Here is a 21,723-nt window from a genome sequence, read left to right on the forward strand (position 1 = left end):
GGCGAAATTTTGCGTCTCGCCTGAGCCATGCTAGGTGCGCCGGGAACCAAAGGAGTCTGACGAATGGCGGTAAACGCCTTTATCTTCCCCGGTCAGGGCAGCCAGGCTGTCGGCATGGGCCGGGATCTGGCCGCATCCTTCGCCCCCGCCCGGCATGTGTTCGAGGAAGTGGACGAGGTGCTGAAGCAGAAGCTCTCCAAGCTGATGTTCGAAGGCCCCGCCGATGAGCTGACCCTGACCGAGAATGCGCAGCCGGCCTTGATGGCGGTTTCGCTCGCCGTGCTGCGGGTGTTGCAGCAGGAAGGCGGGCTGAAGCTCAACGAAAAGATCATCGTCGCCGCCGGGCACAGCCTGGGCGAGTACAGCGCCCTGGCGGCGGTGGACGCGTTCTCGGTGGCCGAGGCGGCGCGCTTGCTCAAATTGCGCGGCCAGGCGATGCAGAAAGCGGTCGGCCCCGGGCTGGGCGCCATGGCGGCGCTGCTGGGGGTAGAGATGGAGCTGGCCCGCGAGATCTGCGCCGAGGCCGAGGATGGCCCGAATGGCCGCGAAACTGTCGCCTGCGCCAATGATAATGGCGGCGGCCAGGTGGTGATTTCCGGCCATAAGGCGGCGGTGGAACGCGCCATCGAGATTTCCAAGGCCAAGGGGGTGAAGCGCGCCATGCTGCTGCCGGTCTCCGCCCCCTTCCATTGCGCGCTGATGGCCCCGGCGGCGGATGCGATGGCGGAAGCCTTCGCCAACGCCCCGCCGCATGCCCCGGTGCTGCCGATCATCGCCAATGTCACCGCCGCCAAGGCCAGCGACCCCAGCCAGATCCGCGATCTGCTGGTCGAGCAGGTCACCGCCACCGTGCGCTGGCGCGAAAGCGTGGAGGAGATGGTGAAGCTCGGCGTGACCAATTTCTACGAAATCGGCGCCGGCAAGGTGCTCTCCGGGCTGGTGAAGCGCATCGCCCCGGAGGCCAGCGCCACCCCGGTGGGCAGCCCCGCCGATATCGAAGCTGTGCTGAAGGTTCTGTAAATGTTTGATCTGACTGGTAAAACCGCCCTCGTCACCGGCGCCTCCGGCGGTATCGGCGCGGAAATCGCCCGGGCGCTGCATGCGCAAGGCGCTGTCGTCGCGCTGTCGGGCACCCGCCGTGAGGCGCTGGACACGCTCGCCGCCGAGCTGGCCGAGCGCGTGCATGTGCTCCCGGCGGATCTCTCGGTGGCCGAGGAAGCCGCGAGGCTGATCGCCGACGCGGAAGCCGCGATGGGCAAGGTCGATATTCTGGTGAACAATGCCGGCCTGACCAAGGACGGGCTGGTGCTGCGCATGTCGGACGCGGATTGGGAGAAGGTGATCAATGTCGATCTCGCCGCGCCCTTCCGCCTCTCCCGCGCCGCGTTGAAATTCATGCTCCGCCGCAAGGCCGGGCGCGTCATCAATATCGGCTCCATCGTGGGCACCACCGGCAATCCCGGCCAGGCAAATTACTGCTCGGCCAAGGCCGGCCTGATCGGCCTGACCAAGTCCCTGGCGCAGGAAGTCGCCTCGCGCGGGATCACCGTGAACCTCGTCGCCCCCGGCTTCATCGAAACCCCGATGACCGATGCGCTGAACGAGGCGCAGCGCGCTGATCTATCAGGTAAAATCCCGCTCGGCCGGCTCGGCGCGCCGAAGGATATCGCCGCCGCCGTGCTCTATCTGGCCTCGGAAGAGGCGGGCTGGGTGACCGGCACCACGCTGCATGTGAATGGCGGCATGGCAATGTCCTGATCCCCTGGCTTGGCGGCGCGTGAAAAACCATGCTAAGCGCCGCCTTGTCTGACGTTTTTAACAAATCTGACCCGGTGGCGGCCGCAAATCCGTTCCGGGGCAAAGCCAACCCAGCAGGAAAGTGATATTTCGATGAGCGAAATCGCCGACAAGGTTAAGAAGATTGTTGTCGAGCATCTCGGCGTGGACGAAGCCAAGGTGACCCCGGAAGCTTCCTTCATCGACGATCTGGGCGCTGACTCGCTGGACACGGTCGAGCTGGTGATGGCGTTCGAGGAAGCCTTCGGCGTGGAAATCCCCGAGGATGCCGCCGAGAAGATCACCACCGTCAAGGACGCGATCGACTATATCGAGAAGCAGAAGGCCGAATAAGGCCCTTTTCGCTTCCCTAAAGCCGTCCAAGGAGTTCGCATGCGCCGTGTTGTCGTAACAGGTATGGGGATCGTCTGCCCGCTTGGGGTGGGGGTCGAACATGTCTGGAAGAGGTTGATTAACGGTGAATCCGGCATTTCAGCCATCCAATCCTTCGACACCACGGAGCTGACGGCGAAAATCGCCGGGCAGGTCCCGGCGGGGCCGAGCGCCGAGGGCGGTCTCGATCTGGCGGAATGGATTCCGGCCAAGGAAGTGAAGAAGATGGACCGCTTCATCCACCATGGCATGGTGGCGGCGGCCCAGGCGATGGCCGATTCCGGCTATGTGCCGGAGACCGAGGAAGAGAAATACCGCGCCGGCGTGATGATCGGCTCCGGGATCGGTGGTCTGCAGACCATCTATGAGACCTCGGTGATGGTGCATGAAGGCCGCGCCAAGCGCGTCTCCCCCTTCTTCATCCCGGCGGCTCTGATCAACCTGATCTCCGGCCAGGTCTCCATCCGCTACGGGCTCAAGGGTCCGAACCATTCGGCGGTGACGGCCTGCGCCACCGGCGTGCATGCCATCGGCGATGCCTCGCGTCTGATCGCTTATGGCGATGCGGATGTGATGGTGGCCGGCGGCGCCGAAGCCGCGGTGAACCCGCTCGGCATTGCCGGGTTCTGTGCCTCGCGCGCGCTGTCCACCGGCTTCAACGACCGCCCGACCGAAGGCTCCCGCCCCTGGGACAAGGACCGCGACGGCTTCGTGATGGGCGAGGGTGCCGGCGTGGTGGTGCTGGAAGAATACGAGCACGCCAAGGCGCGCGGTGCGAAGATCTACGCTGAGATCGGCGGCTATGGCATGTCCGGCGATGCGCATCACATCACCGCGCCGGCCGAGCATCATGACGGCGCCTTCCGCGCGATGAAGGCGGCCTTCAAGAATGGCGGCCTGTCTCCGGAAGATGTCGACTATATCAACGCGCACGGCACCTCGACCCCGATGGGCGACGATCTGGAGCTGGAAGCGGTCGAGAACATGTTCGGCGCGCATGGCAAGAAGGTCGCGATGTCCTCCACCAAATCCGCGATCGGGCATCTGCTCGGCGCCGCCGGGGCGGTGGAGACGATCTTCTCGATCCTGGCGATCCGCGACAATATCGCCCCGCCGACGCTGAACCTGCATAATCCGAGCCGTGAGTCCGTGGTCAACCGCGTGCCGCTGACTGCGCAGGAGCGCAAGATTGACGTGGCCTTGTCCAACAGCTTCGGCTTTGGCGGCACCAACGCCTCCATCCTGTTCAAGCGGGCCAACTGATCCATCTTGCGCTGGCGGGGCCGTCTCTTTCTCGTCCTGCTGGTTCTGCTGACCGCGATCAATGCGGGCGGATGGCGGTTCACGAGAGTTATGACGGCCCGGGTGCCGGGCGCTCGGATCTGATCCTGATGGTGCCGCCCGGCGGCACCCAACAGGTCGCCTCCACCCTGGCGAAGGCCGGGGTGATCGACTATAAGCTGATCTTCCGCGCCGCCGCCTGGTTCACCCGCGGCCAAGGGCCGTTGCGGACGGGCGAATATCTCTTCCCCCAGCATGCCAGCCTGCATCAGATCCTGGATATTCTGCGCCATGGCGCCGAGGTGCAGCACCAGGCCACCATCCCGGAAGGGCTGACCGGCAGCCAGATCGCCGATATCCTCAATGCTCTGCCGGTGGCCACGGGCCATGTGGCGCCGCCGGCCGAGGGGCGGTGCTGCCGCAGACCTATGATTATGTCTATGACACGCCACGCCATACCATTCTGGCCCGGGCCGAGGCGGCGATGCAGGGCAAGCTCGCCAGCCTGTGGGCGGGGCGCGACCCTGCCGTGCCGCTGGACAGTCCGGCCCAGGCGGTGATCCTGGCCTCCATCGTCCAGCAGGAGACGCCGCTGGAGAGCGACATGCCGATGATCGCGGCGGTGTATGAGAACCGGCTGAAGGCGGGGATGAAGCTGCAGGCGGACCCGACGGTGATCTATGCGGCCACGGACGGCAAGCAATCGGGCGGGACCGGCATCACCAAGGCGGATCTGGCGCTGGATTCGCCCTACAATACCTATGTTGTCCAGGGCCTGCCGCCCGGGCCGATTTGCAATCCGGGGGAGGCGGCGCTGCAGGCGGTGCTGCATCCGGCGCGGAGTAATGCGCTCTATTTCATCGCCGCCAAGGATGGCACCGGCCGCTCGGTGTTTTCAACCGGGCTGAAACAGCAGCTGGACAACATCCAACATCTCTGGAACCAAAACCGCTAGAGCCTCAAGCTTTTAGCTTGAGGCTCTAGTTTTGTTTTAGCGAGCAATTTCATATGCTTATCCTGACGCTGGCGCGTCAACCCAAACACATATTGCTCTAAAATTCGCAAAAGTTTTTTGGTGCCGCTTTTTTTTGGTCAGCCCTTCGGCCCGAAGCCCAGGAACCCGGCCTGCGGGTCAGGCGTGCCGGTGCCGGCATTGCCGTAATGCGGCGCGGGGCTGGCCTTGGCCGGTTGCATCGGGGCCTGCTTATGGGATTTCGCCTGCTTGCTGCCCTTTGCCGGGGCGGCTGGGGCGTTGTTCAGCGTCCAGGGCTTACCCATGGTGCCGCTGCCCCCCTGCGCCGCGATCTCGTTGCGGCTGCCCAGCAGCATGAAGGTGATGGCGTTGCGGTTCAGCGCGATCGACATATCGATCGGCGTCTCGCCGAACTGGTTCTTAGCGGAAAGCTGCGCGCCACGGCTGATCGCGTCCTGCGCGGAGCCGTAATCATTCTTGCTGATGGCGGTGAACAGCTCCTGCGTCGGGTCGCCGCCGATGGGCGCCTTCAGCTGCGGCCCGGTGGAGGGCGGGGCCATATTGCCCACGCCCGGCAGGCCGCTCGGGGCGATCTGGGGTGCGCGCGGCTCCATTTTCGGGGCAGGCGCGCCGCCGGCGCCGCCCATGCTCATGCCAGAGCCCAAGCCGCCGGCCATTTGCGCGAAGGCGGGTGGCGCGAAGACGCAAAGGGTAAAGCCCAAGGCAAGGGAATGAGCACGTTTCATGGCCATGCTCTGTACTGCATGCGCAGGATGGCGTCCATGCGCATGCAGGGCGCGGCGGATTACTTCTGTTTTGCCTTCAGCGCCGCCAGCTCGCTTTGCAGCCGCTCCACCTCGGCGCGCAGGCTGGCGATCTCTTCCTGGCTGTCCTGCGGCGCCTCCGGCTTCGCCTCATTGCCGTAGAAGGGCGAGAACAGCGTCATCGCCCGCTCCATCATCGCCATGTTGCGCCGGCCCATATCCTCAACCCCCGGCGGCATGAACGGGCCGAAGGTCTTGGTCACGGTCTCGCGCACGCTTTCCTGCTGGCGCATGAAATTGGCCATCGCCTGCTCCAGATATTTCGGCATCAGCCCCGGCATCTCGGTGCCGTAGACGCCGATGAGCTGGCGCAGGAAGGTGGTGGGCAGCAGCGCGTTGCCCTTGCCCTCTTCCTCGACGATGATCTGGGTCAGCACCGAGCGGGTGATGTCATCCCCGGATTTGGCGTCATAGACCACGAAATCGCGGTTATTGCGCACCATTTCGGCAAGGTTTTCCAGGGTGATGTAGCTGGAGCTCTCGGTGTTGTAGAGCCGCCGGTTGGCGTATTTCTTGACGATGACGGGCTGCGGCGTGGACTGGACCGTTTCATTCATGGTTTTTCTTCCATCCCGATTCGTGATGAGACAATGTACCAGACCATAAAAACACGAAATTTGTGCGCTGCACAGGCTGGCCTTGCATGGCATTCCTGGCGAATGTGCCGGGGCCGGGTTACAAGGGGCAGGAGCACCGGCAGGGATTTCATGGCGCATGGACGAGACATTGGCCAAGGACTTCGTGGCCGTCTGGCAGAGCGAGCTGACCGCGATGGCGGCGGACCGCGAATTGCGCGAGTGCTGGGCCGCAACCTTGGCGCTCTGGGCGCAGGCGGCGGCCGCCGCCGCGGCGCTGATGCCGCATGAGCCCCCGCCCGGAAGCTCCCGCCCCGCTCAGCCGGTGCGGCCCGCGCCCGCTGCTGCTGCATCTGGGCCTGGCCTGGATGAGGTCGAGCGGCTCAGCCGCCGCGTCGCTGAACTTGAACAGCGTCTGGCCCAGCTTCTCGACCGGCGAGACGCTGGCTGACCCGCAGGCGGTTGAAGCTTTGTTCCGGGAGATGCTGCGCCAGGACAAGGCGCTGATTGCCGGCATCGCCGCTTATCGCCGGGATGGCTATGTGCGCGAGATGCGCGACCCGCCGGCGATCTGGGAGGAAGGCGAGAGCCGGGTGCTGGATTATGGCGGGGAGGGCACCAAGGTGCTGTTCGTCCCCAGCCTGATCAACCGCGCCTATATTCTCGATCTGATGGAAAACGCCTCGATGCTGCGCTGGCTGAGCGGGCAAGGGCTGCATCCTTATCTGCTGGATTGGGGCTGGCCGGGCGAGGTGGAGCGGCGCTTCTCCCTCACCGATTACATCGCCGGCCGGCTGGAACGCGCCCTGGCGGCGCTGGAGGGGCCGGTGGTGCTGGCCGGCTATTGCATGGGCGGGCTGCTGGCCCTGGCCGCCGCCTTGCGCGTCCCGGCCAGGGTGAAGGCGCTGGCGCTGCTCGCCACACCCTGGGATTTTCACGCCGAGGATGCGGATACCGCGCGGCGTGTCGCCGAGATGGTGCCCTTCATGGAAGCGACGATGCAGTTTTCCGGCACTTTGCCGATCGACGCGCTGAATACGATGTTCGCCATGGTCGATCCGTTCGGGGTGGGCGAGAAATACCGGGATTTCGCCGGGCAGGACAAAGCCAGCGCGCGCGCCCGGCGCTTCGTGGCGATGGAGGATTGGCTGGCCGATGGCGTGCCGCTGGCCGCCCCGGTGGCGCGCGAGGCACTCTCCGGCTGGTACGGCGCCAATGCCACGGCGCGCGGGCAATGGCGGGTGGCCGGGCTGGCGGTGGACCCGGCCCGGCTGGAGATGCCCGCCTTCTGCGCCATTCCGGCGCGGGACCGGCTGGTGCCCGCCAGCTCGGCCCGGGCTTTGGCGGCGCGTTTGCGCCATGTCACGGTGATCGAGCCGCAGGCAGGGCATATCGGCATGGTGGCCGGCACCCATGCGCAAACGTCGCTTTGGCGGCCTTTCGCGGATTGGGTGCTCGGTCTATCGTGAGTGCAACGACTACGAGACTGATAAAAGGAAACCAGGACATGGAAGATATCGTCATCGTCTCCGCGGCGCGTACCCCGGTTGGCAGCTTCAATGGCGCCTTCGCCACCACCCCGGCGCATGTGCTGGGCACCGTCGCGCTGAAGGCCGCCATCGCCCAGGCTGGCCTCTCCCCTGAAGATATCGATGAGGCGATCCTGGGCCAGGTGTTGACCGCCGCCCAGGGCCAGAACCCCGCCCGCCAGGCCGCCCGCGCCGCCGGCATTCCGGACAGCAAGACCGCCTTCGGCATCAACCAGGTCTGCGGCTCGGGCCTGCGCGCCGTGGCGCTGGCGGCCCAGCAGATCGCCTCCGGCGAGAGCAAGATCGTCATCGCCGGCGGCCAGGAGAGCATGAGCCTCTCCACCCATGCCGCCTATCTGCGCGCCGGGCAGAAGATGGGCGATATGAGCTTCATCGACACCATGATCAAGGACGGTCTGTGGGACGCCTTCAACGGCTATCACATGGGCATCACCGCCGAGAACGTCGCCAAGCATTGGCAGATCACCCGCGACGAGCAGGACGCGCTGGCTTTGGGCTCGCAGCAGAAGGCCGCCGCGGCGCAGAAGGCCGGCAAGTTCAAGGACGAGATCGCCCCGGTGACGCTGAGCTCGCGCAAGGGCGAGGTGGTGGTCGAGAATGACGAATATATCCGTCACGACGCCTCCGCCGAGACCATGGCCAAGCTGCGCCCCGCTTTCACCAAGGACGGCACCGTCACCGCCGGCAATGCCTCTGGCATCAATGACGGTGCTGCCGCTCTGGTGGTGATGAGTGCCAAGGAAGCCGCGGCGCGCGGCCTCACCCGCTGGCGCGCATCGCCAGCTTCGCTACCGCCGGCGTGGACCCGGCGCTGATGGGCTCCGGGCCGATCCCCTCCTCCAAGAAAGCGCTGGAGCGCGCCGGCTGGAAGGTTGGCGATCTCGACCTGATCGAAGCCAACGAGGCCTTCGCGGCGCAGGCGGCGGCGGTGAACAAGGAGCTGGGTCTCGACCCGGCGAAGGTGAATGTGAATGGCGGCGCCATCGCCATCGGCCATCCGATCGGCGCGTCGGGCGCGCGCATCCTCACCACGCTGCTGCATGAGATGAAGCGCCGCGATGCCAAGAAGGGTCTGGCGACTTTGTGCATCGGCGGCGGCATGGGTGTCGCCATGTGCGTCGAGCGCTAGGCTTTTCGAAAATATCAAACCCCAGGCCAAGGCCTGGGGTTTTTTAATGTCTCGTGCCATCTTACCTTTTACGAGGCACGCAAGCGAAGCGAGGAAACATGGCGGTCAGCAAAGTCTCTCCCAATGCCGTGGAGGCCCTGAAGGGCAAGTTGTTCGACGGTATGACGATCATGTCCGGCGGGTTCGGCCTGTGCGGCATTCCGCAGACATTGATCGAGGCGATCCGGGAGTCCGGGGTGAAGGATCTCACCGTGATTTCCAACAATGCCGGTATCGATGGCGCCGGGCTCGGCATTCTGCTGGAGACGCGCCAGATCCGGAAGATGATCTCATCCTATGTCGGTGAGAACGCCACTTTCGCCAAGCAATTCCTTGCCGGGGAGCTGGAGATCGAATTCAACCCGCAAGGCACGCTGGCCGAGCGCATCCGTGCCGGCGGGGCAGGGATTCCGGCCTTCTTCACCGCCACCGGCTATGGCACGCAGATCGCCGAGGGCAAGGAAACCCGGGAATTCAACGGCCGCCATTACGTGATGGAAACCGGGTTGTTCGCGGATCTCTCCATCGTGCACGCCTGGAAAGCGGATACCGAGGGCAATCTCGTCTATCGCAAGACGGCGCGCAATTTCAATCCGATCATGGCGACGGCGTCGAAATTCACCGTGGCCGAGGTTGAGGAGATCGTCGAGCCGGGGCAGATCGACCCGGATCACATCATCACGCCCGGCATCTTCGTGAAGAAGATCGTGAAGCCCGCCACCATCGAAAAACGCATCGAACAGCGCACCGTGCGCAAGAAGGAGGGTTGATCCATGCCCTGGAGCCGCGACGACATGGCCGCCAAGGCCGCCGCCGAACTTGAAGACGGGTTCTATGTGAATCTCGGCATCGGCATTCCCACGCTGGTCGCCAACCATATTCCCGAGGGCATGACCATCCAGCTGCAATCCGAGAACGGCATGCTGGGCATGGGCCGTTCCCTTATGAGGGCGAGGAGGATGCGGATCTGATCAATGCCGGCAAGCAGACAGTGACCGCGCTGCCGACCACCAGCTTTTTCGATTCCGCCCAGAGCTTTGGCATGATCCGTGGCGGGCACATCGATATTTCCATTCTCGGCGCGCTGCAGGTGGCGGAGACTGGCGATCTCGCCAATTGGATGGTGCCGGGCAAGATGGTGAAGGGCATGGGCGGGGCGATGGATCTCGTCGCCGGCGTATCGCGCGTGGTGGTGCTGATGGAGCATACCGCCAAGGGCGAGGCGAAGATTCTGAAGGAATGTTCTCTGCCTTTGACCGGCAAGGGGGTGGTGAGCAAGATCATCACCGATCTCGGCGTGTTCGAGGTGAGGAAGGGCGAGAGGCCCGGCCTGGTGCTGATCGAACACGCGCCGGATGTCACGGTTGAAGAGATCAAAGCAAAAACCGAAGCCGACTTCGCCGTGGCTTTAGCCTAAAGTTTCAAAAGTTTTTGAGGGTGCGGGAACTTTTTTCAAAAAGTTCCCGCCTCTTTCCGCCAAATCCAGACCATAACCAGCAGATTGAGTAGGGCGGTCACGAGCAAAATCGTCCCCGACCCCACCCCCTTCGCATAAGCCAGCGCCTCCAGCCCGCCCGCTGCCAAGGTCGCTGCCGCGTTCAGCATATTATTGGCGCTCACCATGCGTGCGCGTGCCGCCGCCGGGCTCGCGGTTTGCAGCAGCACGTAGAAGGGCACGGAGAACAGCCCGCCACAGAGCGCCAGGGCGGCCAGATCCAGCAGCAGATGCCAGCCGGCAAACTGCCCCAGCAGGGCGGCGATGTCCGGCGCGACGATGTGGCCGCTGCACTTGGCGAAATCCGCGATGAACAGGCTCAAGCCCAGCCCCGCTGGCAGCACCAGCCGCAGCGGCCGCGTTGTGTGCACAAAGCGCGCCGCCAGCAGCGCGCCCACCCCCACCCCAATGGCGAAGATGCCCAGCAGCAGCGTCACCACATGCGCATCCGCCAGCAGCCGGGTGCGGGCCAGCACCGGGAAGGCCGCCAGCACGCTGGCCCCCAGCGCCCAGAACCAGGAAATGCCCCAGCAGGCGAACCAGACCGGGCGGATGCGCGAGGCCTCGCGCAGCAGGGCCACGCCGGCGCGCCAGAGCCGCCACTCCGTGCGCAGCCCCGGCGCGCTGGCCGCCCCGCGCGGAATGGCGCGGGCGCTGGCAATGCCGGCGAGCGCCAGCGCGATCGCCACGCCAGGGGCGAGCCAGACGCCATGTGGCGCGGTAATCAACGCCCCGCCGCCCAGCGTGCCGAGGACGATGCCGGCAAAGGTCCCGGCCTCGATGCCGCCATTCGCCCGCACCAGCGCATCGCCGGTGAAGCGCTCGGGCAAAATCCCGTATTTCAGCGGCGAGAAGAACGAAGCCTGCAGCCCCAGCCCGAGCAGCACGGCCAGCAGCAGGATGAAGCTGCCGCTGAGAAACCCGGCCAGCGCCAGGAGCATCAGCCCCAGCTCCCAATATTTGGTCAGCAGCATCAGCCGCGCCTTGTCATGCGCATCGGCCAGCTGCCCGGCCGGGGCGGAGACGAGGATATAAGGCAGCAGAAACACCCCGCCGGAGAGGGCGGAGAGCGCGCCCGCCATCCCCGCCGGCAGCTTGTAGAGGGCGAGCACGACCAGAGCGGTCTTGAACAGATTATCGTTCAGCGCGCCCAGCGCCTGGGTGATGAAGATCGGCCAGAAGCCGGCGCGCTTATCCACGGCGCGGCACCGGGCCCTGGCGCGGCGCCGTCAGTACCAAAGCGCCCCAGGCGCAGAAGGTCCCGGTGAGCAGCCCGGCCAGCACGTCCGAGACGAAATGATAATCCGCGCAGACCAGCCCGGCCATCACCGCCAGCAGGAGTGCGGCATAGAGCGGCCGCCACCGTGGCCGCAGCACCCACAGCACCGCCAGAGGGGCGGCGGCATAAGAGGTGTGGCCGGAGGGGAAGGCGCCATACCAGACGCTCTGCGCGAAGGGATGAAAGCCGGCATCGCCGAATTTCAGGAAAGTGCCGGGCCAGGCGCGGCCGAACATCCATTTCAGCTCATCCTTGGCGGCGGTGGCGGCCAGGGTGGCCAGCGCCATCGCCAGCCAAAGCCGCGAGGGGCCGGCCTGGCCGCGCAGCCGCTGGCTTAACGCCGCCAGCAGCACCAGCCCGGCCATCGGCAGGCTCAGCAGGGAGGGGGCGGCCATTGCCTGGAACAGCGGCTTTGGCGCTTTATGCTGCGCCCAGAACAGGGCCACGCTCTGGTCCAGCGTGAATATGCAAATGACCGACAAAGCCGCGACGCCCCCGCCGCGGCGCTCCACAGCACAGACGGGGATGGCCCTTTTCTCAGGGGATCAGCACGGTGCTGCCGGTGGTCTGGCGGGCTTCCAGCGCGGTATGGGCGGCGGCGGCCTGCTCCAGCGGAAAGCTCTGGTTGACGCTGATCTTCACCGCGCCGGAACCGACGACATCGAACAGAGCCGCGGCACCGGTGAGAATATCCGCCTGCGCCGACATATAGCTGGCGAAGCTCGGCCGGGTGAGGAACAGGCTGCCCTTGGCCGCCAGGGTGGAAAGCTCCACCGGCGGCACCGGGCCGGAGGCGTTGCCGAAACAGGCCATCAGCCCCAGCGGGGCCAGGCAATCCAGGCTGGCATTGAAGCTGTCCTTGCCGACACTGTCATACACCACCGGCACCATCGCCCCGCCGGTGATCGCCTTCACCTCGGCGGGCAGGTTGGCATAGCCGATGATGCTGTGCGTGGCGCCATGGGCGCGGGCGATCTCGGCCTTGGCTTCGGAGGAGACCACGCCGATCACCTCCGCCCCAGCGCCTTCGCCCATTGGCACAGAATCAGCCCTACCCCACCGGCGGCGGCGTGGACCAGGATGGTCTGGCCGGGCTGCACCTTGAAGGTGCGATGCAGGAGGAAATAGGCGGTGAGACCCTGCAGCATCATCGCCGCGGCGGTTTTGGAATCGATGCTCTCCGGCAGCTTCACCAACTTCTCGGCATTGATCACGCGTTCGGTGGCATAGGCTCCCAGCGGGCCGCCGGCATAGGCCACGCGCTCGCCAGGTGCGAAGCCCTTCACCTTCTCGCCCACCGCCAGCACCACGCCGGCGCCTTCCATGCCCAGCGTGGTCGGCAGCGCCGCCTTGTAGAGGCCGGTGCGGAAATACACGTCGATGAAATTCAGCCCCACCGCCTCATGCTTCACCAGCACCTCGTTCGGGCCGGGCTGCGGGTGGGCACCTGCTCCCATTTCAGAACCTCGGGCCCGCCATGGGCATGGATGCGGATGGCCTTGCTCATGCGGATAGCGCCTTGGTGCGGGTTTCGAGTGCCAGCAGCAGGCGCTTGGTCTCCAGCCCCTCGCCGCCGGAATAGCCGCCAAGGCCGGCGCTTGCGAGCACGCGGTGGCAGGGAATGAGAATGGGGATCGGGTTGGCGGCATTGGCCCCGCCGACGGACCGCGCCGAGCCCCCGCCGCCTGGGCGATTTCGGTGTAAGAGCGGGTCTGCCCGTGCGGAATGGCGCGCAGCGCCGCCCAGACGCGCTGGCGATAAGCGCTGCCCATCGGCTTGAGCGGCAGATCCGCCGGCAGCGGCGCCTCGCCGTCGAAATACGCATCCAAAGCCGTCTTGGCGCGGGTCAGCAGGGGCGAGGGCTCCTGCAGGCTGCCCCAGCCCCATTCAAGGGCGACGATGGCGCCATCCTCCTCGAACAAGGTCAGGTCACCCACCGGGGTGTGCAGGGAAAGCGAAGCCATGGGCGGAGGCTAGACGCAGCGCATCCGGGTTTCAAGCGGGGTTGCGGCGCGGAGGCGGGTTCCGGCAGATTACCGGGCGTGAAGATGTGCTCCATCCTGCGTTCAGTTTCGCCCCTCGCCGCACTTGGCCTCGCTTTGGCGCTGGCCGCCTGCGCGGGTGGGCCAAGGCTGGAATCGCCTTCGCATTTCGGCACCGCCACGCATCTCTCCTGCGTGCCTTATGCCCGCGATGTCTCGGGCATTCAGCTTAGCGGCGATGCCTATGAATGGTGGGGCGAGGCGCAAGGCCGCTATCCGCGCGCGCATGAACCGCGCCTGGGCGCGGTGCTGGTGCTCAAACCCCATGGCGCCATGGATGTCGGCCATCTGGCGGTGGTCACCGGGCTGGAATCGCGCCGTGAAATTCTTGTGACCCAGTCCAACTGGCTGCCGGGGCGCATCGAGCATGACCAGCCGGTGGTGGATGTCTCGCCGGAGAATAACTGGACCCAGGTGCGGGTCTGGTACGAGCCGGCGCATACGCTGGGCATCACCCGCTACCCCGCCTATGGCTTCATCCTGCCGAACTAGCTAAGAGGCGCCCATGATACGCGGCGCTTTCACCGTCGGAGCCTGGACGATGGCGAGCCGCGTGCTCGGTTTCGTCCGTGACATCCTCATCGCCGCCGTGCTTGGCACCGGCCCGGTGGCGGATGCGTTTTTCGTAGCGCTGCGATTGCCGAACCTGTTCCGCCGGCTGTTCGGCGAGGGTGCCTTCAATGCCGCCTTCGTGCCCGCCATCTCCACCATCCTGCACAAACAGGGGCTGCGTGCCGCCACCGATTTCGCCGAGGAGGCGACGGCGGTGATGGCGTTCTGGCTGGGCGGCATCACCATCATCGGTGAAATTTTCATGCCCTGGCTGCTCTATGTGCTCGCACCTGGCTTCGCCGGGCATGGCGGGCGGTTCGATCTGGCGGTGGGGATGTCGCGGGTGATGTTCCCGTATCTGTTCTTCATCTGCCTCACCGCACTTTTCTCCGGCGTGCTGAACGCGATGAGCCGCTTCGCCGCCGCCGCCGCCGCCCCGGTGCTGTTCAACCTGTTCATGATCGCGGCGATGCTCTGGCTCGCCCCTTACACGCGCAATCCCGGTTACGCGTTGGCCTGGGGGGTGACGGTTTCGGGCGTGGCGCAGCTGGCGCTGGTGCTCTGGGCCATCCGCCGGGCGGGGATGCGCTTCACCCGGCCGAAACTGCGCTTCTCCCCGCATATCCGCCAGATGTTCCGGCGCATGGCCCCGGCCTTGGTCGGGGCGGGGGTGACGCAGCTGAATGTCTCCATCGACATCATCATCGGCACGCTGCTGCCGGCGGGCTCGGTCTCCATCCTCTATTACGCGGACCGGGTGAACCAGCTGCCGCTGGGCGTCATCGCCACCGCCGCCGGCACCGCTTTGCTGCCGGCGGTGACGCGCAATATCGCGCTGGGCGAGGAAGCGGAGGCGAATACCGCCCTCAACCGCGCCTTCGAATCCGTGCTGATGCTGACTTTGCCGGCGGCGATCGGGCTGTCGGTGGCGGCGAAAGCGGTGATGGATGTGGCCTTCGTGCGGGGCGCCTTTTCGGCGCATGACGCGGTGTTGGCCGGGCGCTCGCTGGCCGCCTTCGCGCTCGGCCTGCCGGTGTTCGCGCTGATCAAGATTTTCACCCCCGGCTTTTATGCGCGCGGCGATACGGTGACACCGCTGAAAATCGGCATCTTCGCGGTGCTGCTGAATCTCGGGCTCAATCTCTTGTTCATGCACCCGCTGAAGGCGGTGGGGCCGGCTTTGGCCACCTCGCTTTCCTCCGCCTGCAACGCGCTGCTGCTGTTCTGGCTACTGCGCCGGCGCGGGCATTTCCGCTTCGATGCGCTCTCCCGCCGGCGGATTCCGCGCATTCTGCTCGCGGGCGTGGTCATGGCCGCCGCCCTGTGGGGGGTGCAGCGCCTGCTGCCGCAAAGCGTCGCCAGCCTGCCTTATTTCCTGCTGCTGGTGGTGGTGGGGGCGCTGTTCTATTTCGGCCCGGGCCTGGCGCTGAAGGCGTTCGACCTGGCGGGCTTCCTGGGGCTGCTGCGCCGGCGCAAGCGCGGCTGAACATTCCATCGCCGCGTCGCGGCGATGGAATGGCGTCACAGGCTAAATCAGCTTCAGCCGCCGCACCTCGCCGGCCAGGGCCTGGCCGATGGCTGCATTATTCTCGGCGGTGAGATGGATGCCATCCACCCCGCCGGTTGCGGTGACGCTGCCGGCATCGAAGCACGCAACCTTCATGAAATCCGCCATGTCCTTGTACAACGCCGCCAGCGCCATGGATTTCGCCTGGCCGCCCTCCATCATCTGCGCGAACCAGGGCACGGCGGAGGCGGCGAGGGGCGGCGGTGCCACCACCAGCGTTCGCGGTGCCGGATAGGCCGAGCCGACCCCGCTGGCACGCACCTGCAGCACCAGCTTCTGCATGCCGACCGCGATCTCGAAAGCGCTGCGGCCATAAAGCCGTTTGCAATCATTGGTGCCGAGCATGATGATCACCAGATCCAGCGGCATGTGGCTGGCCAGCGCGGCGGGCAGATAGGCCGAGCCGTCCAGCTTCGGGTCCAGCGGGTCGGCGATGCTGGTGGTGCGGCCGTTCAGCCCTTCCTCGATGATCTCATATCCCGCCCCCAGCGCCGCCGCCATCACCCCGGGCCAGCGCTGGGCAAAATTGTAGCGCGGCGAGGGCGGCGCTTCCGCCCGTGGCACCCAGCCCCAGGTGAGGGAATCGCCGAAGCATAAAATCCGTTTCGCCTGCTCGCTCATGCGCTGCCTCCTGAGCGGGGGAGGCTAGCCGTGGCGTCCCGCCGGGCAACCCGGCCTCGGAGCGAGATGGGTTGACACCCACGCGCTCCGCTCATGTTTTGGCGAGCAATTTCATGCGTTCAGGGTGACGCTGCCGCGTCAACCTCAACGCATATGGCTCTAATCCAGTTGGATGCCGCTGGTGAGGTTGTTGTAATGCGCGATCGGCTGCGGCCTGCCGATCAGATAGCCCTGCAGCACCTGGCAGCCCGCGTCGCGCAAGGATTTGGCCTGGGTCTCGGTCTCCACCCCTTCGGCGACGACATTCAGCCCCAGCGCCCGGCCCAGATCCAGCACCGCGGCGATTACCGCCTCGGTACGCTCATCCGCCCCGAGATCCTGAACGAAGCGGCGGTCGAGCTTGAGCTTGTCGAACGGGAAGCTGCGCAAAGTTGCCAGTGAGGAATAGCCGGTGCCGAAATCATCCAGGGACACACGCACGCCAAGCGCCTGGAGCTGGTTCAGAACCTCGATGGCGGCGTCGACATCCGCCAGCAGCATGCTCTCCGTCACCTCCAGCTCCAGCCGGTGCGCGGCCAGCCCGGTCTCCGCCAGAATTTGCGCCACCAGCTCCGGCAGCCGGCCTTTTTGCACCTGCACCGCCGAGATGTTCACCGCGACATGCAGCGGCACCGCCCAGCCCACCGCGGCGCGGCAGGCTTCCCTCAGCACATAGGCGCCAATCTCCAATATATGGCCGGACTCCTCGGCAAGCGGGATGAAGATGTCGGGCGGGACATCCCCCCGGCCCGGTGCCAGCGCAGCAGTGCCTCGAAGCCGGTCACCTGATTGCGGGCGACATCGTGCAGCGGCTGGTACACCACCTCGAACTCTCCGCGCTCGCGCGCCCGGCGCAGATCCGCCACCATCCGGTCGCGGGCCAGCTGGCTGTCATTGATGGCGGTGTTGAAAAAGGCAAAGCCGTTGCGGCTGGCGGATTTCACCTGGTAGAGCGCCATGTCGGCATGGGAGATCAGCGCCTCGGCGGTGTCGCCATCGGCCGGGGCGAGGGCGATGCCGATCGAGACGGTGGGCATCAGCGTGTCGTAATCGGTATGTTCCAGCAGGTTGCGCACCTTGCCGGTCAGCCGCTCGGCGAGGCTGCTGGCATCGGTGGCGCTGGCGATGTCGGTTTGCAGGATCACGAATTCATCCCCGCCCATGCGGGCGACCATGTCGCAATCGCGCACCTCGCCGGTCAGGCAGGCGGCGAGGTCGATCAGCAGCCGGTCGCCGGCGGCATGGCCGTAAAGATCGTTGACGGTCTTGAAGCGGTCGAGATCGAGCACATGCACGGCGAATTGGGAGCCGTAGCGCCGGCTCAGCGCCAGGGAAGCGGTCAGTTGCTCCTGCAGGCGGCGGCGATTGGCCAGCCCGGTCAGCGGGTCATGGTTGGCGAGATAATGGATGCGCTCGGCGGCGCGGCGGGTTTCGGAAATATCCTGGGTGATGACCAGGAACCCGACCACCGTGCCGGCCTCGTGCTCGGGCAGAACCTCGGTGCGGAACCAGGCGCTTTGGTCCGGATTGGGCCACTCCACCGCGCCGCCCGCCTGCACGAACAGCGCCTCGACGCTGTTGCGATAATCCGGGGCGATCTGTTCGAGAAACCAGCCCAGCCCGCGCTGCGCCGGGGCGCGGGCGATGGCCGCATCCGCCTCGATCTGCTGCACCAGCCCGTCCGGATGGCTGATCCGCCACGCGGAGAGCTTCATGATGCGTTGCACATTGCTGAGCGCATCGGCGTAAGAGCGGGTGCGGGCCACGGCACGCTGGGCGGATTCCAGCATGAAATTGGTCAGCAGCGCGGTTTTCTGCACGGTCAGATCTTCGCTTGCCGTGCTCAGCCGGATGCTGAAATTCCCGCCAATGACGCCGCACATGGACTGGCACAGCGCCTCGATGGCGCTGCGGTCGATCCCCTGATCCGCCATCTCGGCGGGAAAATCATGGTCCGCCATGTCAGGCGGGCTGCAGGCGAACGTCGATCACGGTTTCGCTGGCGCTGAGATCGCCCTCGACGATATTGAAGCTGGCCACCTCGCCGCGCCGCTGCGCCAGCCGGCGGGCCAGGGCGCAATAGAACACGCCCAGCCGGTTATCAGAGCGATAATGCACCCTGACCCCGTCAGGCAGCGGCACCACGCGGAATTTATCGTTGATCTTCTGTTGCGCCCCGGCACGCAGGCCACAGGCGAGGCTGGCATGGATTTCCGGCTGGATGAGCAGGAAGCCCCGCGTATCCGGCGCGGCGGCGAAAAAGCCGGAGAAGGTGGTCTCCGCCCAGTCCAGAAAAAACACCGCCAGCGCGTCGAACACCGCCTCACGATCCATGCCGGCTTCCTCGGCCAGCGCTTCGATCAGCCGGCAGCAGGTTTCATCGTCATATTCGGTATCCAGCCGGAAACTCTGCGTCGCCGGCAGCCCGATTTTTTCCAGCAATGCCGCGCGGGCCTGCGGTGAATGGTTGGCGCGGATATAGCCGTCCACCGTGTGAGGAATGATACCCAGCATGAAATAACGATCTCGCGAAAAACTTACAGGGGAATTAATTCAGAGAATAGGGAGGTGAGGTGGCAACGGCGCACTTGGGAATCAATCCCTATTGTCTGTTTTCCGTTTGCCGGTTAACCCGAGGGCGATCAAGGAGTAGAGACGCTCATGGCCCGCATATTTTCCGGCATCCAGCCTACCGGCATCGCGACGCTCGGCAATTATCTCGGCGCGCTGCGCAACTGGGTGGCGCTGCAGGACGGTGCGGATGAGTGCATCTATTGCCTGGTGGATCTGCATGCCATCACCACCTTCCAGGAGCCGGCGTCCCTGCGCGAACAGACCTATGGCATGGCGGCGCTGGTGCTGGCCTGCGGGATCGACCCTGAGCGCTCCATTCTGTTCCACCAATCCGCCGTCTCCGCCCATGCGCGTCTGGGCTGGATTTTCAATTGCGTCGCCCGCATGGGCTGGCTCAAGCGGATGACCCAGTTCAAGGACAAGGCCGGCAAGAATCAGGAGGAGGTCTCCACCGGGCTGTTCATGTATCCGAACCTGATGGCGGCGGACATCCATGCCTACCACGCCACCAAGGTGCCGGTGGGGGACGACCAGCTTCAGCATATCGAGCTGGCCAACGATATCGGGGAAAAATTCAACCATGATTTCGGGGTGGAGTTCTTCCCGCGCATCGAGCCGTTGATTGTGAAGGAGACCGCGCGGGTGATGTCCCTGCGTGACGGCACCAAGAAGATGTCGAAATCCGACCCGTCCGATCAGTCGCGCATCAACATGACCGACGATGCGGATACGATCAGCCAGAAGATCCGCAAGGCGAAGACCGATACCGAGGCGCTGCCGGATAATCTGGCGGCGTTGGCGGAACGGCCGGAGGCGCGCAATCTGTTGGGGATCTTCGCGGCGGTCTCCGGCGAAAGCCAGGAGGCGATTCTGGCGCGCTTCGCCGGCGGCGGTTTCGGCCCGTTCAAAAACGCTTTGGCCGAGGCGCTGGTGGCGCATGTCGCCCCCATCGGCGCGCGCGCCAAAGAGTATCTGGCCGACAAGGCGGAGCTGGACCGGATTTTGCAGAAAGGGGCCGCGAAAGCCGCCGCCATCGCCGGGCCGATCACCACCGAGGCGGAGCGCATTGTCGGATTTTTGCCCAGCGCGGGGTGATTTGGCTATGATGCCGCCATGGTCTGGAAAACCCTCGCCCGGCATGTGATCTCCCGCGCCGCCCCCGCCCAAGCCGCGGATGCGGCGCTGGCCAAAACCCTGCGCGCGCGGCTGGAAGCGGCGGGGCAGAAAAAGCTGGGCCGCGCCTTGGCCATTCGCCACGTGCCCGCCGGCAGCTGCAATGGCTGCGAGCTGGAGCTGCGCGCCACCCAGAACCTGATCCACGACCTCACCCAATACGGGCTGAGCTTCACCCCAGCCCGCGCCATGCGGATATTCTGCTCATCACCGGTGTCGCCGGGGTGAATATGCGCGAGGCGGTGCTGCAGGCACGCGCCGCGATGCCGGACCCGGCCTTCGTGGTGGCCCTTGGCGATTGCGCCGTGGATGGCGGCGTATTCAAGGGCTCCCCCGCCGTGGCCGGGGGGCGGAAGCGTTCCTGCCAGTGGACCTCGTCATCGCGGGATGCGCACCGACGCCGACGCAGATTATTCAGGGGCTATTGGCGCTGCTGGAGGCGCATGGGGAGGGGGTTCGGGAGGTGGTGGGGTAGGTAGGCTGGTTGGGGGGCAAACTGACTAGCCACTTTGGAGCGGCCAGGCAGTATTAGCGGTCCCTCACCGCTCAATTGTTTCTTTGACTTTCCTCGGAGCCCAACTGAGAGATGGGGTTGCCCGACGCAGACAGATCGGCAACGGTACAAAGGTATATTGGGAGCATTATTAGCGTGGTTCCTATTCTCCATCATGAAGGCCGCTGTCGCGAATACCTTTATCTTGGAGGGCAGGGTCTAGGTTTTGTGTTCTCTCTAATGATGTCGGCTCAAGCCGCCGCCTCTCCCACTGCTCTCCAGCAAGGCAGCCAGCCAATAGCCGAACCTCACATATCCGCAATCACTAAGGGTCTCGACCAAGCCAACGGTCTGACGAATTCTGCGTCAGCGAGCCAATCGATGCCCGCCATACAGATACAACCGTCCCCACAAGAGGTTGAAGCTGTTGCCGAACAAGAGGCCGCAAAAAGGCGCATATTTGGGCTTGAGCCAGACGCATGGGTCGCTATTTTCACGTTAGTTCTTAGCTTATCCACAATTTTCTTGTGGTGGGAGACCAGAAAACTCTCCAAGCTCGCTGGAATTCAAGCTGACGACTTTAAGAAATCCCTTGCACAGATGGAGATTTCAGCAAACGCAACCCAAACCGCTGCTCATGCAGCGCAGGCCTCCGCCGACGCAGCAAAACTGTCTTCTGATATCGCTTTCGGGTCCGAAATCCCTCGGTTTGAAATCTCCGCTACAAACTTCGAGCCCCTATCTTGGCTACACCCCAACAAAAGCCTTTTCAATATTTGCTTGCGCAATGACGGCGGGTCAAAGGCCTATTTGATAGAACAAGGTGCTAATTTTTTTGTCAGCACACTTCTCCCCGACCATCCACGATTGGAACTTAATATGATTTGTTCCGCTGATATTGGGGCTGTTGTTGAAAGTGGCGAAGAGATTGAAGTCATCTTTGGTCAGACAAAAGATTTGAGCAATGATGAAATTAACGCGGTTCATTCTGGATTGGACACTTTTCGGGTTTATGGTTACGTCACCTACAGAGATTTTTTGGGGAATTTTTGGAGGGACCGTTTCTGCCTTAAAAGCGAAGTAATGAAAGGGCGCGGTGTTAGATTGATTCAGGCCTATGAATATTCCAACTATATCGGTCGTGAACGGTACGATCCCAAAGAATCCAATCCATATCTCGAGAATTTCACAGAACTGTTGAACGCCTCCGATAAGGCCAACGAACGCAACAGCGTGAACAAAACTTAGTTGGGAAAATGTAAACCGGGATAATAGAACTCAGCGTCCGCTTTTGAGATTGGTGCTTCGCGGTCTGAACGTCCCAACCGGGTCGTAGCCCGCCTCCCTA

At 64.6% G+C, this 21,723-nt stretch carries 21 protein-coding genes and 5 pseudogenes; 17 read left to right on the forward strand and 9 right to left on the reverse strand.

Annotated elements, in window-relative coordinates; genetic code table 11:
* Nucleotides 1–63 precede the first annotated feature (63 nt).
* From fabD to mltG, 6 genes are all read left to right on the forward strand, one after another.
* Nucleotides 64–1,020: an ACP S-malonyltransferase gene (gene fabD, locus GT370_RS16575; protein ID WP_008494965.1), complete on the forward strand. Its 957-nt coding sequence runs from the start codon at nt 64–66 to the stop codon at nt 1,018–1,020.
* A complete protein-coding gene (gene fabG, locus GT370_RS16580) occupies nt 1,021–1,758 on the forward strand; it encodes a 3-oxoacyl-[acyl-carrier-protein] reductase (protein WP_008494966.1) in 738 nt (245 codons plus the stop codon).
* 132 nt (nt 1,759–1,890) lie between these two features.
* On the forward strand, nt 1,891–2,130 hold the full coding sequence (locus GT370_RS16585) for an acyl carrier protein (protein ID WP_008494968.1): 240 nt from the start codon (nt 1,891–1,893) through the stop codon (nt 2,128–2,130).
* Nucleotides 2,131–2,169: 39 nt separating this feature from the next.
* A complete protein-coding gene (fabF, locus tag GT370_RS16590; protein WP_008494969.1) occupies nt 2,170–3,432 on the forward strand; it encodes a beta-ketoacyl-ACP synthase II in 1,263 nt (420 codons plus the stop codon).
* Nucleotides 3,433–3,503: 71 nt separating this feature from the next.
* Nucleotides 3,504–4,010: an endolytic transglycosylase MltG gene (locus GT370_RS16595; RefSeq protein ID WP_270183416.1), complete on the forward strand. Its 507-nt coding sequence runs from the start codon at nt 3,504–3,506 to the stop codon at nt 4,008–4,010.
* Nucleotides 3,914–4,405: an endolytic transglycosylase MltG gene (mltG, locus tag GT370_RS16600; RefSeq protein ID WP_270184418.1), complete on the forward strand. Its 492-nt coding sequence runs from the start codon at nt 3,914–3,916 to the stop codon at nt 4,403–4,405. Before GT370_RS16595 ends, mltG begins: the two co-directional genes overlap by 97 nt.
* Nucleotides 4,406–4,542: 137 nt before the next feature.
* Here the strand turns inward: mltG and GT370_RS16605 are convergent, their stop codons facing one another.
* Together GT370_RS16605 and phaR are read right to left on the reverse strand one after the other, a co-directional pair.
* Nucleotides 4,543–5,169 (reverse strand): ankyrin repeat domain-containing protein, encoded by a 627-nt coding sequence (locus GT370_RS16605; protein ID WP_144052800.1) that lies wholly within the window; start codon nt 5,167–5,169, stop codon nt 4,543–4,545.
* A 59-nt stretch (nt 5,170–5,228) separates the two neighbouring features.
* Nucleotides 5,229–5,804, reverse strand: a complete 576-nt coding sequence (gene phaR / locus GT370_RS16610; protein ID WP_008494972.1) for a polyhydroxyalkanoate synthesis repressor PhaR — start codon at nt 5,802–5,804, stop codon at nt 5,229–5,231.
* 157 nt (nt 5,805–5,961) lie between these two features.
* Between phaR and GT370_RS16615 the strand changes: the two genes are divergently transcribed.
* From GT370_RS16615 to GT370_RS16635, 5 genes and pseudogenes are all read left to right on the forward strand, one after another.
* On the forward strand, nt 5,962–6,273 hold the full coding sequence (locus GT370_RS16615; RefSeq protein WP_008494973.1) for a hypothetical protein: 312 nt from the start codon (nt 5,962–5,964) through the stop codon (nt 6,271–6,273).
* A complete protein-coding gene (locus GT370_RS16620) occupies nt 6,227–7,291 on the forward strand; it encodes an alpha/beta fold hydrolase (RefSeq protein ID WP_240376673.1) in 1,065 nt (354 codons plus the stop codon). The genes GT370_RS16615 and GT370_RS16620 overlap by 47 nt, the downstream gene beginning before the upstream one ends.
* Before the next feature lie 38 nt (nt 7,292–7,329).
* Nucleotides 7,330–8,501: pseudogene (locus tag GT370_RS16625) on the forward strand (acetyl-CoA C-acetyltransferase).
* A gap of 98 nt (nt 8,502–8,599) precedes the next feature.
* Nucleotides 8,600–9,310, forward strand: coding sequence for a CoA transferase subunit A (locus GT370_RS16630; protein ID WP_008494977.1), 711 nt, complete (start codon nt 8,600–8,602; stop codon nt 9,308–9,310).
* 3 nt (nt 9,311–9,313) lie between these two features.
* Nucleotides 9,314–9,957, forward strand: a pseudogene (locus GT370_RS16635) (CoA transferase subunit B).
* 35 nt (nt 9,958–9,992) lie between these two features.
* Here the strand turns inward: GT370_RS16635 and GT370_RS16640 are convergent.
* The 4 genes and pseudogenes from GT370_RS16640 to GT370_RS16655 form a co-directional block, all read right to left on the reverse strand.
* Nucleotides 9,993–11,234 (reverse strand): MFS transporter, encoded by a 1,242-nt coding sequence (locus GT370_RS16640; RefSeq protein ID WP_270183417.1) that lies wholly within the window; start codon nt 11,232–11,234, stop codon nt 9,993–9,995.
* Entirely contained in the window at nt 11,227–11,826 is a 600-nt protein-coding gene (locus GT370_RS16645) for a phosphatase PAP2 family protein (RefSeq protein WP_270183418.1), read from the reverse strand. Before GT370_RS16645 ends, GT370_RS16640 begins: the two co-directional genes overlap by 8 nt.
* Before the next feature lie 25 nt (nt 11,827–11,851).
* Nucleotides 11,852–12,821, reverse strand: a pseudogene (locus tag GT370_RS16650) (quinone oxidoreductase family protein).
* Nucleotides 12,818–13,278 (reverse strand): annotated as a pseudogene (locus GT370_RS16655) (methylated-DNA--[protein]-cysteine S-methyltransferase). The pseudogenes GT370_RS16650 and GT370_RS16655 overlap by 4 nt, the downstream one beginning before the upstream one ends.
* 84 nt (nt 13,279–13,362) lie before the next feature.
* On the opposite strand from GT370_RS16655, the gene GT370_RS16660 reads away from it, so the two are divergent.
* Together GT370_RS16660 and murJ are read left to right on the forward strand one after the other, a co-directional pair.
* Nucleotides 13,363–13,848, forward strand: coding sequence for a CHAP domain-containing protein (locus tag GT370_RS16660; protein WP_051060369.1), 486 nt, complete (start codon nt 13,363–13,365; stop codon nt 13,846–13,848).
* Nucleotides 13,849–13,861: 13 nt separating this feature from the next.
* Nucleotides 13,862–15,394 carry a murein biosynthesis integral membrane protein MurJ gene (murJ, locus tag GT370_RS16665; protein WP_008494987.1) on the forward strand — a complete coding sequence of 511 codons (1,533 nt, stop codon included), beginning with the start codon at nt 13,862–13,864 and terminating at the stop codon, nt 15,392–15,394.
* 42 nt (nt 15,395–15,436) lie between these two features.
* Here the strand turns inward: murJ and GT370_RS16670 are convergent, their stop codons facing one another.
* The 3 genes and pseudogenes from GT370_RS16670 to GT370_RS16685 form a co-directional block, all read right to left on the reverse strand.
* Nucleotides 15,437–16,096, reverse strand: a complete 660-nt coding sequence (locus GT370_RS16670; protein WP_008494988.1) for an SGNH/GDSL hydrolase family protein — start codon at nt 16,094–16,096, stop codon at nt 15,437–15,439.
* A gap of 159 nt (nt 16,097–16,255) precedes the next feature.
* Nucleotides 16,256–18,096, reverse strand: a pseudogene (locus GT370_RS16680) (putative bifunctional diguanylate cyclase/phosphodiesterase).
* A 1-nt stretch (nt 18,097) separates the two neighbouring features.
* Nucleotides 18,098–18,649 (reverse strand): heme NO-binding domain-containing protein, encoded by a 552-nt coding sequence (locus GT370_RS16685; protein ID WP_008494990.1) that lies wholly within the window; start codon nt 18,647–18,649, stop codon nt 18,098–18,100.
* Between the two features lie 147 nt (nt 18,650–18,796).
* On the opposite strand from GT370_RS16685, the gene trpS reads away from it, so the two are divergent.
* From trpS to GT370_RS16705, 4 genes are all read left to right on the forward strand, one after another.
* A complete protein-coding gene (trpS, locus tag GT370_RS16690) occupies nt 18,797–19,804 on the forward strand; it encodes a tryptophan--tRNA ligase (RefSeq protein WP_008494991.1) in 1,008 nt (335 codons plus the stop codon).
* A gap of 18 nt (nt 19,805–19,822) precedes the next feature.
* Nucleotides 19,823–20,110, forward strand: a complete 288-nt coding sequence (locus GT370_RS16695; RefSeq protein ID WP_270183420.1) for a hypothetical protein — start codon at nt 19,823–19,825, stop codon at nt 20,108–20,110.
* A gap of 2 nt (nt 20,111–20,112) precedes the next feature.
* Nucleotides 20,113–20,361, forward strand: a complete 249-nt coding sequence (locus GT370_RS16700; RefSeq protein ID WP_270184420.1) for a DUF3678 domain-containing protein — start codon at nt 20,113–20,115, stop codon at nt 20,359–20,361.
* Nucleotides 20,362–20,468: 107 nt separating this feature from the next.
* Complete coding sequence (locus GT370_RS16705) at nt 20,469–21,623, forward strand: hypothetical protein (RefSeq protein ID WP_168118439.1); 1,155 nt, start codon at nt 20,469–20,471, stop codon at nt 21,621–21,623.
* Nucleotides 21,624–21,723: the final 100 nt, after the last annotated feature.

This window comes from Acidocella sp. MX-AZ03 (assembly GCF_027626035.1).
GTDB classification, from domain to species: domain Bacteria; phylum Pseudomonadota; class Alphaproteobacteria; order Acetobacterales; family Acetobacteraceae; genus Acidocella; species Acidocella facilis.

Excerpts from the sequence above, each read along its gene's own strand:
- fabD (WP_008494965.1), top strand. The coding sequence starts at position 64 with ATGGCGGTAAACGCCTTTATCTTCCCCGGTCAGGGCAGCCAGGCTGTC.
- fabG (WP_008494966.1), top strand. The coding sequence starts at position 1,021 with ATGTTTGATCTGACTGGTAAAACCGCCCTCGTCACCGGCGCCTCCGGC.
- GT370_RS16585 (WP_008494968.1), top strand. The coding sequence starts at position 1,891 with ATGAGCGAAATCGCCGACAAGGTTAAGAAGATTGTTGTCGAGCATCTC.
- fabF (WP_008494969.1), top strand. The coding sequence starts at position 2,170 with ATGCGCCGTGTTGTCGTAACAGGTATGGGGATCGTCTGCCCGCTTGGG.
- GT370_RS16595 (WP_270183416.1), top strand. The coding sequence starts at position 3,504 with ATGGCGGTTCACGAGAGTTATGACGGCCCGGGTGCCGGGCGCTCGGAT.
- GT370_RS16605 (WP_144052800.1), bottom strand. The coding sequence starts at position 5,169 with ATGAAACGTGCTCATTCCCTTGCCTTGGGCTTTACCCTTTGCGTCTTC.
- phaR (WP_008494972.1), bottom strand. The coding sequence starts at position 5,804 with ATGAATGAAACGGTCCAGTCCACGCCGCAGCCCGTCATCGTCAAGAAA.
- GT370_RS16615 (WP_008494973.1), top strand. The coding sequence starts at position 5,962 with ATGGACGAGACATTGGCCAAGGACTTCGTGGCCGTCTGGCAGAGCGAG.
- GT370_RS16630 (WP_008494977.1), top strand. The coding sequence starts at position 8,600 with ATGGCGGTCAGCAAAGTCTCTCCCAATGCCGTGGAGGCCCTGAAGGGC.
- GT370_RS16660 (WP_051060369.1), top strand. The coding sequence starts at position 13,363 with ATGTGCTCCATCCTGCGTTCAGTTTCGCCCCTCGCCGCACTTGGCCTC.
- murJ (WP_008494987.1), top strand. The coding sequence starts at position 13,862 with ATGATACGCGGCGCTTTCACCGTCGGAGCCTGGACGATGGCGAGCCGC.
- GT370_RS16670 (WP_008494988.1), bottom strand. The coding sequence starts at position 16,096 with ATGAGCGAGCAGGCGAAACGGATTTTATGCTTCGGCGATTCCCTCACC.
- GT370_RS16685 (WP_008494990.1), bottom strand. The coding sequence starts at position 18,649 with ATGCTGGGTATCATTCCTCACACGGTGGACGGCTATATCCGCGCCAAC.
- trpS (WP_008494991.1), top strand. The coding sequence starts at position 18,797 with ATGGCCCGCATATTTTCCGGCATCCAGCCTACCGGCATCGCGACGCTC.
- GT370_RS16695 (WP_270183420.1), top strand. The coding sequence starts at position 19,823 with ATGGTCTGGAAAACCCTCGCCCGGCATGTGATCTCCCGCGCCGCCCCC.
- GT370_RS16700 (WP_270184420.1), top strand. The coding sequence starts at position 20,113 with ATGCGCGAGGCGGTGCTGCAGGCACGCGCCGCGATGCCGGACCCGGCC.
- GT370_RS16705 (WP_168118439.1), top strand. The coding sequence starts at position 20,469 with ATGGGGTTGCCCGACGCAGACAGATCGGCAACGGTACAAAGGTATATT.